Source organism: Arthrobacter sp. M4, assembly GCF_020251205.1.
In the GTDB taxonomy this organism is placed as follows: domain Bacteria; phylum Actinomycetota; class Actinomycetes; order Actinomycetales; family Micrococcaceae; genus Arthrobacter.
In genome coordinates, this window is sequence record NZ_JAIWYX010000002.1 from 400,399 (window position 1) to 417,192 (window position 16,794).

11 protein-coding genes are annotated in these 16,794 nt (G+C 61.2%); 5 read left to right on the top strand and 6 right to left on the bottom strand.

Annotation, left to right across the window (positions count from 1 at the left end; genetic code table 11):
• Positions 1–144 precede the first annotated feature (144 nt).
• Complete coding sequence (locus LD110_RS05490; protein ID WP_225496943.1) at positions 145–4,659, top strand: FtsK/SpoIIIE domain-containing protein; 4,515 nt, start codon at positions 145–147, stop codon at positions 4,657–4,659.
• On the opposite strand, the gene LD110_RS05495 is transcribed toward LD110_RS05490, so the two are convergent.
• Positions 4,656–5,036 carry a hypothetical protein gene (locus LD110_RS05495; protein WP_225497334.1) on the bottom strand — a complete coding sequence of 127 codons (381 nt, stop codon included), beginning with the start codon at positions 5,034–5,036 and terminating at the stop codon, positions 4,656–4,658. The two genes, LD110_RS05490 and LD110_RS05495, sit on opposite strands and share 4 nt — an antisense overlap.
• Positions 5,037–5,379: 343 nt before the next feature.
• Here LD110_RS05495 and LD110_RS05500 point away from each other — a divergent pair, with 343 nt between their 5' ends.
• A complete protein-coding gene (locus LD110_RS05500) occupies positions 5,380–5,628 on the top strand; it encodes a WhiB family transcriptional regulator (RefSeq protein WP_026818945.1) in 249 nt (82 codons plus the stop codon).
• 137 nt (positions 5,629–5,765) lie between these two features.
• Here LD110_RS05500 and LD110_RS05505 read toward each other — a convergent pair whose 3' ends face one another.
• The 4 genes from LD110_RS05505 to LD110_RS05520 are packed head-to-tail and all read right to left on the bottom strand — an operon-like array spanning position 5,766 to position 14,138.
• The gene (locus tag LD110_RS05505) at positions 5,766–7,235 is read right to left on the bottom strand and encodes a sensor histidine kinase (protein ID WP_225496945.1); all 1,470 of its coding nucleotides are present in this window, start codon (positions 7,233–7,235) and stop codon (positions 5,766–5,768) included.
• A 34-nt stretch (positions 7,236–7,269) separates the two neighbouring features.
• Positions 7,270–12,126, bottom strand: a complete 4,857-nt coding sequence (locus LD110_RS05510) for an NAD-glutamate dehydrogenase (protein WP_225496947.1) — start codon at positions 12,124–12,126, stop codon at positions 7,270–7,272.
• 57 nt (positions 12,127–12,183) lie between these two features.
• Positions 12,184–13,497 (bottom strand): P-loop NTPase, encoded by a 1,314-nt coding sequence (locus LD110_RS05515; RefSeq protein WP_225496949.1) that lies wholly within the window; start codon positions 13,495–13,497, stop codon positions 12,184–12,186.
• Positions 13,494–14,138, bottom strand: coding sequence for an SAF domain-containing protein (locus tag LD110_RS05520; RefSeq protein ID WP_225496951.1), 645 nt, complete (start codon positions 14,136–14,138; stop codon positions 13,494–13,496). Before LD110_RS05520 ends, LD110_RS05515 begins: the two co-directional genes overlap by 4 nt.
• 152 nt (positions 14,139–14,290) lie before the next feature.
• On the opposite strand from LD110_RS05520, the gene LD110_RS05525 reads away from it, so the two are divergent.
• On the top strand, positions 14,291–14,506 hold the full coding sequence (locus tag LD110_RS05525; RefSeq protein ID WP_225496953.1) for a helix-turn-helix domain-containing protein: 216 nt from the start codon (positions 14,291–14,293) through the stop codon (positions 14,504–14,506).
• 81 nt (positions 14,507–14,587) lie between these two features.
• On the opposite strand, the gene LD110_RS05530 is transcribed toward LD110_RS05525, so the two are convergent.
• A complete protein-coding gene (locus tag LD110_RS05530; protein WP_225496955.1) occupies positions 14,588–15,151 on the bottom strand; it encodes a hypothetical protein in 564 nt (187 codons plus the stop codon).
• A gap of 150 nt (positions 15,152–15,301) precedes the next feature.
• On the opposite strand from LD110_RS05530, the gene LD110_RS05535 reads away from it, so the two are divergent.
• Positions 15,302–16,216, top strand: coding sequence for a LysM peptidoglycan-binding domain-containing protein (locus LD110_RS05535; RefSeq protein ID WP_225496957.1), 915 nt, complete (start codon positions 15,302–15,304; stop codon positions 16,214–16,216).
• Positions 16,217–16,234: 18 nt separating this feature from the next.
• Positions 16,235–16,789 (top strand): Rv3235 family protein, encoded by a 555-nt coding sequence (locus LD110_RS05540; RefSeq protein ID WP_225496959.1) that lies wholly within the window; start codon positions 16,235–16,237, stop codon positions 16,787–16,789.
• Positions 16,790–16,794: the final 5 nt, after the last annotated feature.

Sequence of the window (16,794 nt, forward strand, 5' to 3'; positions counted from 1 at the left end):
TGCGGATGACGAGCCTTGCAGCAGCCTCCTAGCGTTGCTGGTACGGCGCCGTTAGGTCCGCGTCGACGGAACCTGGCACGTCAGGACGGAATCGGACACCGGCCACCAAGCCACGTGTGTCACTGGGAGGAGTTTCCGCGCATCATGACCTTTGAATGTACACTCGTGCGCGCACCTGGAAGCTTAAACCGGACTTCCCCGGCGGAACTGACTGTTGACGTTGAGCAGGGAGTACCTGGCACGGTTTTGCAGAACGCCCTTCAGCAGAGCCACGCAACGGGAAACATCACTGTGCACGGTCATCCAATTGGGGACCTCATCGTTGGGCAAGCTCCTTTGGTGGACGGGGCCGTCCTGGTGGACAGCGGCATGGACGCGGCCCCGGACAAAAGGCGCCGTCAGCACAATAGACCTCCGCTGCTGTTGTCAGTCCACACTGGTCCGGGTGCGGGCATGATGGTGCCCCTGTCCCGAGGCACTTTCCGACTCGGGCGCGGACCCGTCGATGTCCCCATTCCCGATCCGGGGCTTTCCCGCTCCCATGCTCTCCTCCACATTTCGGACACCGAAGTGGCCATTGTCGACGACCAGAGCGCGAATGGCGTCCACGTCGATAATCGGCGGATCCGGAAAGCCCGACTGTCCACAGATTCTGTATTGCGATGCGGTTCCTCAGCGATGTCCATTGGATTCCTCGGAGAGGCCCTTGCAACAGCCCAATCCATGCGTGTTATCCGGTCAAACGGTCTGAACGATATCAATGCGGAGATCGTCATTCGGAAGCCAGGCGATGGGCCCAAAACCGTCCCCTTGTTACTGACCGCCATTGTCCCATTGCTCCTGGGCGTCGGACTTGCACTCCTCACCGGATCCTGGATGTTCCTGGCCTTGACCGCGGTCTCCGCCGTGACTGTGCTCGTCTCTGTCTTCTCTACAGGCCGGCAACGAAAGGCTTTTGCAGTATCCGTCGCCGATGCGGCTTCAGCGGATGAAGTCCGACGGCGGCATGCGGCTCCATCTGCGGCGCAGTTGTTGGCAATTGCAATGAACGACGCCAATGAGCATCTGGAACATCTCGAGAAGGGGCACTCCGGGGAATTTTCCGGATTCGGGCATCGTCATGCTCTCCTGGCGAATGCCGGGGAAGATCGGTGCCTTGCGGACGCCGTCAGTATGCCAAGCAGGACAGCTGCGAGTGATGTGACCCGTTCCGCGGACCAAGACGCCTCCCGGGCCAACTTCGAAATGGCCAACCCCCGGCTTCGGGCACCCTCCGTGCCAATGGTGCCGCCACTTCGATTTGGTACCGCGGACCAGCCCGCGCGGATTCGGCTTGAGCCTAGGGAGGAATCCTTCAAGCCCCCGACACTTCCAGCCCTTCCCGTAGTTGCCAACCCGAGCGAGGGAGTGATCTCCATCTGCGGCCGGAAGTCTGACACTCATGGGCTTGTCCGATTCCTCTTGATGCAGGCCTCAACCAGCATCAACCCCTTGACCGGCCCGAGGATCGTCGTCCTTGGGCCGGGCTCCAGTCTGCCCGCGAGCGCGAGGTTCCTACCCGGAGCGGTAGTCACTTCCAGCATCGATTCGGCAGCCGACTGCGTTCGAGGTGTTCCAGGAGGTGGCAGAGTCATGATTGTTCTGAGACGGGATCCCTCCTCCGCTCACTTGGCCGACGACCCGGGCGGGGATAACCCGCCGATGGTGCGGCCACTGGCGAGCAGAGAGGAAGAGAGGCCGCGCCACCGCAGCTACGCCAGATCCCGCCGAGCGCTCTCCAAGACAGGTCACTTGGATGTGGGTGCAACATCGGAGGCCGAAGGATCTGGGGCCCGCGGCGAAGCGAAACTCGCGGAGCTGGCGATATCCCTGGGCTGGGCAGTGGTCGTTGTCGACCAAATGCCGGCGCCCGGGGCATCAACCGTGGTCGATCTACGCCGGAGGCCAGCGACGCTGCGGACCACCGGTTCCGAGCTTGAATTCGTGCCTGATTCCGTTTCGCAGGACGTTTTCGACAGGTTCTGTCGCGCGTCAGCGCTGCGACGGCCGCAGAGGAGTGGCAAGCGTGGAATCCCCGAATCTGTCGAGCTTGCGGACCTGCAATCTTTTGATCCGAGCACTACCGCGCGGCGTTGGTCCGCCAATGAGCAAGGGAAGGACCTAATAGCTGTACTTGGAGCAGGAGCCGAAAGCCCCGTCAGCGTTGACCTTCTCATCGATGGTCCGCACCTCTTGGTAGCCGGTACTACGGGCTCGGGAAAATCCGAGCTCCTGCGCACCTTGGTTTCATCCCTTGCCCTTGGCTACAGCCCCGACACCGTTAATTTCCTCTTCGTCGATTTCAAGGGTGGGTCGGGCCTGGGCCCGCTGTCCAAACTCCCGCACTGCGTGGGACTACTGACAGACCTCGATGCCGGCGGGCTTGCACGCTCTCTCGCCTCCCTACGCGCTGAGGTAAAACGCCGGGAAGCGGCATTCGCAGAGGCGGGAACCCAGGATCTCCGGGCCTACCGCCATGGGATGACTGCGGATCGAGCGCCCTTGCCACACCTAGTGCTGGTTGTCGATGAATTCCGCATGCTCGTGGATGAGGCCCCCGCGGCTCTGGGCGAACTAATGCGAATAGCGGCTATCGGGCGCTCCTTGGGCATTCACCTCGTTATGGCAACTCAACGACCGCAAGGCGCCCTGACCATGGATATCCGAGCGAATGTCACCACCGCCATCGCACTGCGGGTTCAATCCGACATGGAATCCGTAGACATCATCGGAACCAAGGATGCAGCCGCGATTCCGCAGCGAACGCCGGGGAGAGCCCTTCTTGCCCGCGGCTCAGACCATCCCATGGCGTTCCAAACCGCACGGATATCCGTGCAAGCTAGAGGCCAACAGCCGCCAGTTCGGGTCAAGAGCTTCCGCGAGGCCGCCCTAGCTCCTCCTGGTACCCATAATGGTTTCGGCAAAAACGACGGCGACGACAAGAACTCCACGGCATTGGCTGCCAACGTCACCAATGCAGTTGCGGCCGCATGGACACTGAAGGGCGGCCACGCGCCTCGACTTCCGGTAGCCCAGCCGTTACCGGAGCGTCTCACCCTTGGCGACGCAATCCATGGTCAAATCACCCCTCCACGGGACGTGTCCCCTACTACGGTCACTCTGGGGCTTGCAGATTACCCCGAGCGACAGGAAACTTTGCCCCTCAACTGGTGTCCGTCAACACATGGCCATTTGGGCCTCGTCGGCGTAAGTTCTGCGGTCTCGGGGGCCTGCCTCGCAGTAACAGCTTCGATTGCCGCTGCAGCCCGGGAATCTCATATGTACATCCTGGATTCTGACGGTTCATTTGCTGGCGCGGAACTTACACCGCGTACAGGGGCCGTGGCCAGGATTCACGAACCCCGCCGAGCCGCCCGCATCCTCCGCCGCCTGGTAGCGGAAATGCAGTCAAGACTGTCGGCCGGACGTGCTCTTCGTCCCAGCTCCCCCACCGGCGTCCTCAAAGGCAACGAATCTTCGGACGCCGGAGTTTCCATGGTGCAAGGAATCGACCCTGTATCTCCTGATCGCACGCCCCTCATCCTGGTCATTCATGGCTGGGGAACGTGGCTTTCCTGCTTCCGATCCGGTCCGCTGAATTGGGCCGAAGAGCTTGCGTACGACCTCGCCCGCGATGGTTCCGCAGCTGGTATCACCATCATTACCACCGGTGACAGGGAGCTTTCCACGTCCCGGCTTGGGCCCCTCCTCCCTAGCCGCGCCTACTTCCCCGAGGGGTCCAGTGAAGAAAGCAAAATGGCCTGGCCATCCAAATTGCCCACAGCTGAGCCATTGCAAGGGAGAGCGGTGGTAACGGGAGCCCTGGGCGGGAAGGGAACCTCAACCCCAGTCACCCAACTGTTCCTTCCGCCTGAGGCGGGCGAATGGCCATATGGATCGGTGCCCAAGCCGCAACATGCTCCCTTCCACATTGAAGCCCTCCCCGATGTGGTTGGCGTGACAGACATGCTGCGTCGCCCATCGGAACGAGTCCCGGGATGGGACGAAGCCACAAGCAGCAAAGGTCCGATTCGCCTGGTCCTTGGGTTGGAGGGTGACGAGCTGGTTCAGTCGATCGTCACCCTGAGGCAAGAAGACGTATTCCTTGCCATAGGTGGACCAGAGTCCGGCAAGAGCACTTTCCTGGAGACCATCCAGGAAGCTAACCCCCATGTTCCCTGGCTGTCCGCCAACAGTGGGCCAGACAGCAGCTCGGCTATTTCAGAGACTTTGCGGCGACTGGAGTCGGACGCAGCTGCGAGGAACGTGGCCATCCTCGTTGACGATGCTGACACCCTGCCACACGCGACACAGCAGCACCTTCTGGCACTGTCCGGGCTCTGCAGGACGATGGTCCTCACTGCCAGCCCAAGCCCCTCCCTAGTCCAGCGGCTGCCAGTCGCGGTCTCGGCGCGCAACTCGGGCACTGGGGTCATCCTTCGCCCACGCGTGGCGGCCGACTGCGATTTCTTTATGGTTCGCACGGACTTGGTCGACCAAGCGCCCCCTCCGGGGCGGGCAATTCTTCTTCGCTCTGGATCAGCCGTTCCGATTCAAACGGCAGCTCCGGACCGGATCTTGGGAGGAACAGCAGCGCATTTTGGCCGCGGGGTGCCTTAGAGCGCAGGCGGCGAACCACCGGCACGGGACGCGAAGGCAATAACCCGCTTGTCGAAGAGCAGCACGATGGAAGCGACAGCGGGAATCACCATGGCCAATCCCGCTACGGCATAGCCCCCGGTGATTGTGGGCACTCCGATGGTGAGCACAAACAGCTGTGCTACCAGCGCTGCAGAACGCGTCCAGCGATATCCGCGGAACAGAAAATGCCCCACAGCCAACAACCAGGAGGCTGCAGCCAGGAGAAGGGCCAGGGTGAAGATGGCACCCCAAAGCGAGGCGACGGGGGCACCACTCAGCAGCTGGACGGCGTACCAGGCGGCGGCACTAAGAAGCGCAAGGCCTTCGGCCGCGACTATCAGCGATATCACCAGGATCCCCCGAGGCCGGGTCGGTTCATCATCACGTTTTTGAGGTTGATGCTGGCCGCCTTCTGGATTGACGTCCGGATTTGGCTGATCAGCATCGCGCGGGGGTCTTGACACACTGGCACACTACCGGACATAGTCAACAGACGTTGAGGGCTAGTGCGGTCGATGTGACGCATCGCTCATGCTTTCAGGGCACTTTGAACGCTGGTACCCCTTGTTTACATGGCGTTAACATGACACGCTTGATGCAGATGACCAAGGGGGCCCAAGGGGCCCCTTTCCTTTGGAGCGTCTCGTGAATTTTTTCACAATGCTCCCCTAGCTCTCACGAATGGAGTGACTGATAAGCATGGATTGGCGTAGTCGCGCGGCCTGCCTCGACAAAGACCCGGAGTTGTTCTTCCCCGTCGGAAATACTGGCCCGGCGCTCCTCCAGATCGAGGAGGCAAAAAGCGTCTGCCGCCGCTGCCCCGTTATCGACACGTGCCTGCAATGGGCCCTTGAATCCGGACAGGACGCTGGCGTCTGGGGCGGGATGAGTGAAGACGAGCGACGCGCGCTGAAGCGACGCGCCGCCCGCGCCCGCCGGGCCTCCTAGGCGGACAATAGGCAAACGCAGCCGACAAACAGGGCAGCCACTGAAGCAAATCGGTTTGTAAAAAATAGTGACCGCGGACCAGTTGGTCCGCGGTCACTATTTTGTCTTCCAAGTTGGGCGGCCGCCCAATCTTCCGGTTAGCCGTGCACGAGATTGAGGACGATCTTGACCATGGTGCCACCACCATCGCGAGGCATCCATTGAATCGAGCCGCCCAATTCGCTAGTCACAAGTGTCCGCACAATCTGCAGTCCCAGCCCCTCCGAGTACGGGGACTCTGGTAGTCCAATTCCGTCGTCGGCCACCGTGACGGTCAGCCGCTCGTCACTATTGTCAGCAGGGCTGCGGTCAGCCATTAGCCAGACCGTCCCCGTCCGGCCTTCAAGGCCATGTTCCACGGCGTTGGTTACCAACTCGTTGATTACCAAAGCCAAGGGTGTGGCAAAATCGCTCGGGAGTTCGCCGAATTGCCCCGACCGCTCGGTGCGGACCTGCTGCGACGGGGAGGCAACTTCGGCCGAGAGACGGAATTGACGACCTATGAGCTCGTCAAAGTCGACGCTTTGGGTCAGGCCCTGGGAGAGAGTCTCGTGGACCAACGCAATGGTTGCCACGCGGCGCATCGCCTGCTCAAGACCTTGCTTCGCCTCTTCGCTGACCATCCGTCGGGACTGCATCCGAAGTAGGGCCGCAACTGTCTGAAGATTGTTCTTCACACGATGGTGGATCTCGCGGATGGTTGCATCTTTGGTGACAAGTTCCATCTCGCGTCTGCGCAGTTCAGAAACATCCCTGCAAAGCACCAGGGCACCGAATCGCTCCTGTTCATCACGCAACGGGATTGCGCGCAATGAGAGGCTGACGCCTCGGGACTCAATCTCGCTCCGCCACGGCATGCGTCCGGTTACCACAAGCGGCAGGGTCTCGTCGACCATCCGGCGGTCCTTGAGGAGTCCAGCCGTTACTTCCGCAAGGGAGCGTCCTTCGAGTGACTCGACGTCTCCTAGGCGCCTGAATGCAGATACGCCGTTGGGGCTGGCGTACTGCACAATGCCTTCTGCATCGAGTCTGATCAATCCGTCGCCTACGCGGGGTGCGCCCCTGCGCGATCCGGTTGGGGAGGCGAAGTCGGGCCACAGCCCGAGGGTTCCCATGCGCAAAAGATCATAGGCGCACTGCCTGTACGTTAGTTCCAGACGAGATGGCATCCTGGAGCTGGACAGGTCCATGTGCGAGGTGACCACGGCGAGGGTCCGACCGTTTCGGACCATCGGAACGGCCTCGACACGGAGCGCCATCTCACTGCTCCAGTTCGTTTCACTGGAGCGCTCGATGGACCGGCTGGTCCAGGCCCTCTCAACCAGGGGCTGCAGGTCGGACCGGATCCCCTCACCCACGAAGTCCGCATGAAATACGGTGTGGGTGGTGGACGGACGCACGTGTGCGAGCGCCACATACCCGAGTTCGGGGTGAGGGAACCACAGGGCAAGGTCCGCGAAAGCAAGGTCGGCCACCATCTGCCAGTCGCCCACTAGGAGGTGCAGCCATTCAGCATCCCCCGGCCCAAAATCAGCATGCTCCCTGATAGGGTCCGTAAAGATTGCCACTGCACCTCCATAGGCGACGTACCGGATCGATCCGCTACCGTCGAACGATTGACCTCAAGAGCCTCAATGCTACCGACAGTGAGGCCATATCGTCCGCACCCAAGGCGTTGACCTCGTCAAACATCGTCTTGGCGCGGCTCAGTTGTTCGGCGTTCTGGGTTTCCCACTCTGCAAGGCGGTCCTCCGAGGACGCTGTCTCCGAAGTAGATCCCAGTACGGAAACCGTCATGTCGGACACCGTGGAGTACAGGTCATCGCGGAGCGCTGCCCGGGCCAAGGCCTGCCAGCGGTCTGCCCGCGGCAGTGCGCTGATGCGCTCCAGCAGCGAGTCCACGTGGAAGCGGTTGAACACGGTGTAGTAGACGCCGGCAATGCTCTCCACAGGCTGCTTGCTGCCTTGGGCGATCTTGGCGATCTCCAGAAGCACAAAGCTTTCGAACAACTCTGCCCAACGGTGAGCCAATCTGTCGGGAAGGCCCCAGCCGAGAGCTTCGTCCAGCCACGCTGACACCCGCACCTTGTCGTCGCCGTGAAGGTGATCGAGCAGCCGTGCGCGCATCGAGTCCATGACCGGCTTGAACTCGGCAACAATCTCGGCAATTGGGCGGGATGCGTTGCCCTCGCCCAGGAGCCATCGAACCGCACGGTCCAGCAGGCGCCTGATATCCAGGTGCACAGCGCTCCAGTGTTCGGTCGGGAACGACGCCGGGAGGGCGTTTAGCTCAGCCACCATGTCATCGAGCTCGTAGATCTCCCGCAGGGCCACGAACGCCCTGGCCACGGCAGCCTCGTTGGCGGATGTCTCCTCCATGGTCCGGAAGGCGAAGGTGATTCCGCCTATGTTGATCATGTCGTTGGCCACGACCGTCGCAATAATCTCCCTGCGGAGCGGATGGGTGTCCAGTTCGGCATCAAAACGTTCGCGCAACTGCTGCGGGAAGTACTGTCGGATGGTGCGCTGGAACCAGGGATCGTCGGCAAGATCACTGTCCCGCAATGCCCCGGCCAACTCGATCTTGGCGTAAGCGGCCAAGACAGACAGCTCGGGAGAAGTCAGGCCCTGTCCTTGTTGCAAGCGTTCGTGGAGTGTTTCCGTTGACGGAAGCGCCTCAAGGTCGCGCTTGAGGTCCGCCGAAGACTCCAGCCAGTCCATGAGCCGCTCATAACTAGGGCTCCACTCCGCCACCCGGGTCCGGTCATTAAGCAGCAGGATGTTCTGGTCGATGTTGTCCTCCAGGACCAGTCGACCCACTTCATCCGTCATCGATGACAGGAAGGACGTCCGCTCGGCCGCGTCAAGCTTGCCTGCCGCCACCATTCGGTCGACGAAGATCTTGATGTTGACCTCATGGTCGGAGCAATCCACACCAGCTGAGTTGTCGATCGCGTCGGTGTTGAGGATGACGCCCTGCAGGGCTGCTTCTATGCGGCCCCGCTGGGTGAAGCCGAGGTTCCCGCCCTCGCCAACAACCTTGACTCGGAGATCACGTCCATCCACGCGGATCGCGTCGTTTGCCTTGTCGCCAACCTCCGCGTTGCTTTCCGTGCTGGCTTTTACATATGTACCGATGCCGCCGTTGTACAGCAGGTCTGCGGGAGCCAACAGAATCGCCCGGAGCAGTTCGGGCGGGCTCAATTGGATTGTTCCTTCGGACAAGCCGAGGGCCGCGCGAACCTGGGCGGAGATCGGAATCGACTTCACCTGTCGCGGGAAGACGCCGCCGCCTTCACTGATCAACGATTTGTCGTAGTCGTCCCACGACGAACGAGGCAGTTCGAACAGCCGCTGCCTTTCGGCAAACGAGACTGCTGCATCCGGGGTGGGATCGAGGAAGATGTGCCTGTGGTCAAACGCTGCAATCAGCCGGATGTGCTTTGAAAGCAGCATTCCGTTCCCGAAGACGTCACCGGACATGTCTCCGACGCCAACTACTGTGAATTCCTCGGACTGGGTGTCCAGGTCCAGTTCGCTGAAGTGCCGTTTGACTGATTCCCAAGCACCGCGGGCCGTGATGCCCATTGCCTTGTGGTCATAGCCAACCGAACCACCGGAGGCGAAGGCGTCGCCGAGCCAGAAGCCGTATTCGGCGGCCAGTCCGTTGGCGATGTCCGAGAACGTTGCCGTCCCCTTGTCGGCCGCCACCACAAGGTAAGAATCGTCGTCGTCGTGCCTTACAACGTCAACAGGCGGAACGATCCTTTCACCGGCCGGTGTGGTGACCAAATTGTCGGTGAGGTCGAGCAGACCTCGGATAAATGTCTTATAGCTTTCGACACCTTCGGCCATCCAGGCCGAACGGTCAGCCGCCGGGTCAGGCAGTTGCTTCGGGAAGAAGCCGCCCTTTGCCCCGGTTGGGACAATCACGGCATTCTTGACCGTCTGAGCCTTGACGAGGCCAAGGATTTCGGTTCGGAAGTCCTCGCGACGGTCGGACCAGCGCAGCCCTCCTCGGGCTACCTTGCCAAAGCGCAAGTGGACGCCCTCGACCCGTGGCGAGTAGACCCAGATTTCGAACTTCGGCCGAGGGAAGGGCAGGCCGTCGATCGAGGATGGGTCAAGCTTGAAACTGACGTAGCTCTTTGACTGGTAGAAGTTGGTGCGAAGGGTCGACTCGATCAGGTTCCTGAATGCACGCAGAATCCGGTCGGCGTCGAGCGTGGCAACCTGATCGATGGCGGCGTCCAGTCGTGCCTTGGCGGCAGCTTGGCGTTCCCGACGCTGGGAGGCGTCGACGGACGGGTCAAAACGTGCGGCGAAAAGCTCATTCAAGGCCCGCGTCACGTCTGCGTTCGCCAGGAGTGTGTCTGCCATAAACCCGAAGGAGTTGGTGTTGCCGGTCTGCCGCATGTACTTGGCGTAGGCCCGCAGGACAACCACTTGCCGCCAGTGCATTCCTTCTCGAAGGACAAGCCGGTCGAAAGCATCAGACTCCACGGCCCCTGTGACGGCAGCACCAAAGAAGTCACCCAGCAGGTTGCCGGTGGCAATCGGATTAACGGTGGGCGGAAACTTCAGCCCGAGGTCGTACAGGAAGAAATCCCGACCATCTGACGTCTCGATTTCGAATGGCCGCTCGTCCAGCACCTCAAGCCCAAGGTTGTGGAAATAGGGCAGGATCTGGCTCAGGCTCTTGGGTTCCAGCAGGTACAGCTTGACGCGGGCATCCTCTTCCAGGGTTTGTCCTGCGCCTTCCGGAAGATAGACATGGACACCCGGGCGGAGGCTTCGATAGTCAGGAGTGCCCGGCACTGCACGGGAACCGTACTCTTCAAAGCGCCTGATGTCCTCTAGGGCGTCCTCAACTTCATAGTCGACCCTGTAACCGGCAGGAAATGCTTCCGCCCACTGGGCCGACAAGCGTTCCACGTCCGCCAAAGGCATGTTGTCGCGGATCACCTGGGTGACGCCTTCGCCCCAGGAGCGGCTCGCGCGGACCAGTCGCTGTTCCAGTGCGGCAGCGTCGACGTCGCCAAGTTCCGCATTCTTGGGGAGCCGGATCCTGAAAAACACCCTGGCGAGTGCCGACTCAGTAATGCGGGCCTCGTAGTCGATATTCTCTGCCTTGAAGGTGTCGCGCAGCTCCTGTTCGATGCGAAGCCGAACGTTGGTGGTGTAGCGGTCACGGGGCAGATACACAACAGCGGACATGAACCTGCCGTAGATGTCCGGCCTTAGGAACAGTTTGGTTCGGCGGCGTTCCTGCAATCGGAGAATGCCCGTCGCGGTGTCCGCGAGGTCCGGGACTTCGATCTGGAAGAGTTCATCGCGGGGGTAAGTCTCCAGGATGCCAAGCAAGTCCTTACCGGAGTGTGAGTCCGGCGGGAAGCCCGCCTCCCGCATTACGGCGTCAACCTTTTCGCGCACAATCGGAATGGACTTGACCGAACCGGTATATGCGCTCGTGGCAAAGAGGCCGATAAAACGTCGTTCCCCATTGACGTTGCCAGCGGCATCGAATCGCTTGACCCCGATGTAGTCAAGGTATGCGGGCCGGTGCACCGTGGACCTGGAGTTGGCCTTAGTGATGACAAGGGCACGCTTCTCGCGGGCCTTCCGACGTCCGGCTTCCGTCAGGTGCTGAATATGCCGGGTCTCGATGTTCGCCCTGAGGAGGCCGAGTCCACTGTCTTCCTGCAGTTCCAGAACGTCTTCGCCGTGGTCGTTGATGAGGTCATACTCACGGAATCCGAGGAAGGTGAAGTTACCGCGGTCCAACCAGCGGAGTAGGTCCTGCGCCTGCCGGAGGTCGGCGACGTCCGCAGCGTGCGGCACGTCATCAAGCGACGATGCGATTTCGAGTGCCTTGCTGCGCATTTTGGGCCAGTCTTCCACTGCTGCCCGCACGTCGCCGAGGACGCGCTTGAGTCCCGCAAGCAGGTCGCCCTTGGCGCTTTCCGGGACGCGGTCAATTTCGACGGCGATCCAGGACTCCATGTGGGACGCCTTGTCACCATGCGTAATGAGGTGCTTAAGGCTGGGAATGGCCGCGGTGTCACCGCTGGACGTGCCAATATTTGCAGGAATGCGGGTGATGTCCGCCAATTCGCCCGACGTCCGGTCCCGTGTCACAACGAACAATGGGTGCATCACAAAACGGATGGCCGCGTTCTGGCGTACCACCTCCGCTGTGACCGAATCAACGAGGAAGGGCATGTCATCAGTGACAATGTAGATGACGCTGCGGTCGGTTTCATCGAGGATGTCAACGTTTGCCGTACCTTGGCGACGGATTCCGCCGATGGCGCGGTGCGCTGTGGCCCGAGCGCGCAGAACATCCGGTGAGTAGGCCCCGGAATCCTCCTCGGAGAGATGCTCGTAATAGTCCGCCAGAAATCCTTCACGGTCAAGTTCCGACTTTTGCTGATCCTCCACACTGGATCCAGACGACATCGACTAACGCCTCCATCACATGCTCGTTGCTGCCCCTTTGCAGCCCTTATGGCGAGCCTAGCGCTTAAGGCGGCGCCTTGCTCTGGCACTGCGTACATGAGATTTGCGATTTTGCTGGACGTTCGCACAGACGATTTGGGCGATGGCATGACGCAACGGGGAGGTTGGCGCAACTTCACTGAGAACGGAGCCTGTCAGTAATGAGGCGTCGCATGCGTCCAGGTCTGCGGGGAGGAAGCCCGCGATGTCCACAGCGGGACCGTACCGCTCCCAGGCGTCGCGGAGCTGGGCCTGCGGAGATCGTCCAACAGTCCCCACCCGGACTTTGTTGAGGATCACTGTGGGACTCGCATGCGGCACGCTGGTCTCCAGTTCGGCCAGCGCCCTAACCAGCCTTGGGATTCCGATCGGGTCGGCGGATCCGATCGCATAAAGGGTATCCGCCAACTCCAGGACTCGAAGTGTTGCCGCATTTCGACGCGGAGCGAGCGTGTCAAAGCTCAGTTCCTCGTCGGCTTCGAGCGAAAAGCCCGTGTCGACGATGACGACGTCGGCAATCGCCTTTGCTTTCTCCAGCACCATGGTGAGCGCCGGGGCGCGCAACTCAGTCCACCGATCAGCGCGGGTAATTCCGGACAGGACGCGCAGGGTTCCGGATTTGAGGAACACGGGTGTCGCGATTCGGCGCAGGGTGTCGAGATCCAGTTGGCCTTGGTCTGCCGCCCGGCACGCCTGCGCCAACCCGGCGGACTCGTCGAGCATGCCGAGAACCGCGGCCACGCTGGCTCCATAGCTGTCAGCATCAACCAGCAATACCGACTGCCCGTCGGCCGCGAGTTCTGCTGCCATGTTGACGGCAACGAGTGTCCTACCCGGCGAGCCGAGCGGTCCCCAGACTGCGATGATCCTAGCGTCACCTTCGACTTCCTGGGTTTCCTGGACGGGCGGAACAGTCGGATTCAGCGAGGCCGCTGGGTCGCTCAGGGAGCTTGCGCGCACTCCATCGGCGCTGAACCCAACGCCGGTCAGGCCTTCCACTGCCTCCGCAATATTCCGGGCCAACTCCGCAGAGTCCGCGTCCGGGCCCGCGACATAGGCACCGATCGCCCGGAGTCGCTGCGCTTCATCGTGGTGACCGGCAACGGCGACCACCGCGACGCCGACGGCGGCAAGCCTGTCCACGAGCGTAGCCGTCAGCTCTCCGCTGCCCCCGGCAATGACGGCGGCCCTCGCCAGTCCACTCTGGCATGCAGCCAGAAGCTCAGCCAGCTCCTCGCACCGCCGAACCACAATGATGTCGCCATGGAGCCGCTCAAGGCCGCCGACCAGATCCTCACCGGATTGGCCTACGGTAACGACAGGAATGGTCATTTCGCCGATCCTGAAGGATTCCAGACCACTGCTACCTTGGCCTTGTTGGCAAGGGCACCGAGAAGCCTGGGCAATTGCTGTTCGTTGACCAGCACAAGAACAACGGTGGATCTCGATGCCCCAAGCGCCGAGGATGCCGGCGTGATGCTGGAAATTTCGACGGCTGGAAGCACCTTCTGCGGTTCGGCGAAACCGTTCCTCGAATCGGGCGGGGAGACCCACACGTCCACCCGCGAGCCGGCGACGGCCTGTGTAGGCAGCGGATCGTCCAGGGTTACCGCCACGGGCTTTCGTTCGAGGGAATCCGGTGTGGCGAGACTACGTTTGGGCACAAGGTGTTGGGGTTCTATCCTTTGCAGGGCCACTCTGCCCTCAGGGAGCCCGTCATGCGCCTTTACGTAGTTGGATTCGACGTCGTCAAGGCGAACTTTGACAGTCATGAGATTGTCCGACGTAACCTTCTGCCCGACCTCGATGGCCTGCTTGGCCGCATACACTTCGGTGGTCCTATCCGCAGACCCCACAATAGTTATCACGCCAGCCACGGAAACCAAGACCAAGAGAATGCCAATGAGTAAGCGTGGGTCCTTCCACGACGGTCTTTTCAAGCGTATGGCCTGAGTATCTGTGGTCACGTTCATGCTGGCTTCTCCCCCTGCCACCCGCGCCGGCGGACAGCCGGCCATGCAATAAGTCTCTTCCAGATTGCGCACCAAGAGAAACCTAACTGCACCAAATGACATCAAACTGTGGATAACAACACAACCAGCAGCCCTGATGCGACAATGTAGGCATGCCTCGCTTTTTGACACTGGCCGACGTGGCCGAGCAACTCCAGATCAATTCACCACAGGCCTACGCGCTGGTTCGCAGTGGCCAACTCAAAGCCATCCAAGTGGGTGGACGCGGTCAATGGCGCGTGGAAGAAGCCATGCTTGAGCAATACATACAAGAGCGATACGCAGAAGCGAGTCGCATGATCGAAGAGTCGAAGTCGAAATCTTCTTAGCCAGCACCCTCCTGCCGGGCAAACATTCCGCCCTGGTGGTCGACCCCGCCTCGGTCGACCGCCAGGCTGACAGTGCGCGCGTCAGTCGCCGAACCGGTGGGCTCGAATAGCTTCAACCGCCCGTATCGGCACCGTGACGACTGCCGAAACGTCATGACGCCTGCGCGACTCGCCCGGAACTGTGATTGCCAAATCAAAGAAGTCGCGCCCCACTCGGTCCACGACGCCGTGACGCATGCCCGGCTGTGATCCCATGAGGTGAACGGTCAACTCCTGCCTGTCCCGCGCCAGCCCTCGAATGGCACTCGCCAAGCCAAGCGCCTTTCGGACCTCAGAACGTTCAGCGACAGCTACCCGGCCCAATCCCTGCAAGCTCGCAACGGACCAGTATGGGATGAGCCACTGGTGCGGACCATCATTGAGGACCAGCCATTCGCTCCCGGCGTGACCCAGGATGCCGCGCACTTTCACGCCGGAGCCAAGGTCCACAGTCAGGTTGGTCCCAAGCGCTCCGCGCAGCCTATCGACTAAATCAACGCCCGCCTGGTCCACGCGTGTGCGCTCCGAGGTTTCGGACTCCAAGCCGAGATACCGCCCGGCTGCCAACTGGGCTTCCATGTCCCCAAAGAGTGCATCCCATCGCATGTGCGCCAGCGTACGGAAGCCTGTTTTGACGGGTCAATTCGCACAGGCACTTTCATCATCGTCTGGACAAATGCGAAGTTTCCGTCCAAACTTGGCTAAGTCGCATCAAATAACATCAAATTGCACCAAAGGCACATTGGGGGATTTGCCATGGAAAACGAGGTTCATCACACACGCTCAGACGCAGGCATGGCCGTCGCCATTCTCCTGCTGGGAGCAGTCCTTCTGCTTTCGGGCCACACCATGGCACAGCAATGGCACGGGCGAGAGGCGCTGGCATCCTTTGAAGAGCTTGCGGGAGTCACGGCCACAACCGCTGGCCTGGCGGTGGTCATGTGGTGGGTGTTGTCATTCTTTGCAGCCCTTTTGGCCGCCGTCCTCAGCTACCGGGGATTCGACGGGAAGGCGGCCGCTGTCGCGAAGTTCAGCCCTGCCTTCATGCGGAGACTGGCGATCGCAGTACTCGGCCTTAGCCTCGTCGGAGCACCTATCGCCAACGCGGCGCCGTCTCACAGCATCCAGTCCCGGCAAAACCCGGAAATCGGAATCCAGGACCTAGAGGACCACAGCCGGCAAGACAGGCCGTCACATGTGGCTACACCATCCTGGTCACCGACCAAGGCACAGCAGGTACGCCTTTCACCGCAATGGAATGCCACAGATCAGAAGCTGTCTGCCTCAAAACCCAACAGTCTCGCAGCGAGCTCCGAGTCGTTGCGATTGCCCACCAACAGACCCAATGGTGAAGAATCGCCTGATCCGCAATGGCAACCCACGCCGCAGTCGCAGGTGCCGGGGCTCCCCGGACAGGACGCTCCGAGGACCACCACCGCCACATTTCAATCGCAATCCGATCAGCGCGATGTAGTGGTGACAGCCGGGGACACGCTGTGGAACATCGCGGCCGAGGATCTTGGACCTCTGGCAACGGACGTTGAAATTGCGCGGGAATGGCCTCGCTGGCATGACACAAACCGTGGTGTCATCGGTGACGATCCAAATCTGCTTCGCCCCGGACAAGTGCTCCACGCGCCCGCCCGGCTGGCGCCTTCACTGAGCTACTGAGCGTGGGGAGAAAGCGTTATGAGCTCAGCATCTGTCGTCGATACTTCCAACACCACCATCAGCACGACCGTCGCGCTTTCCGGGGCCAGCGAAGGCCGGTCCCTGAAACTCGTACGGCGGCCACGGAATGCCGGCGTCGGCAATTCAGAAGCAGCACCGGGTGAACGCGGCACATCCGCGTCATCATGGAATGAGCGCCCCAGCCCGCAACCCAGCCTCGGAGCAGTGGAACGAGAAGTCCGGGCCGTGGCGCACAAGATCAGCCAAGCCGCCGTCGAAGTTCTCGCCGGAACAAGGCCAGCACAACAGTTGTCCCGCTGGCTCAGCCCACGATGCTACTCAGCACTTACCCACCGGGCGGCGTTGACGCGTGCACAAGCAGCACGCAACCGTGCCTCGGGGACCAGGCTGCATCGCAACCCGCAGGTTCGCTCCGTGCGTGCCTGCGCAATCACCGTGGATATTTGCGAAGCCTCAATAGTCGTAAGCGAAGATCTTCGCGCCAGGGCTGTCGCCATGCGCTTGGAGAGAACAGATGAGGCGTGGCGCATCACGGAACTCGAAATCGGCTGAGTCCG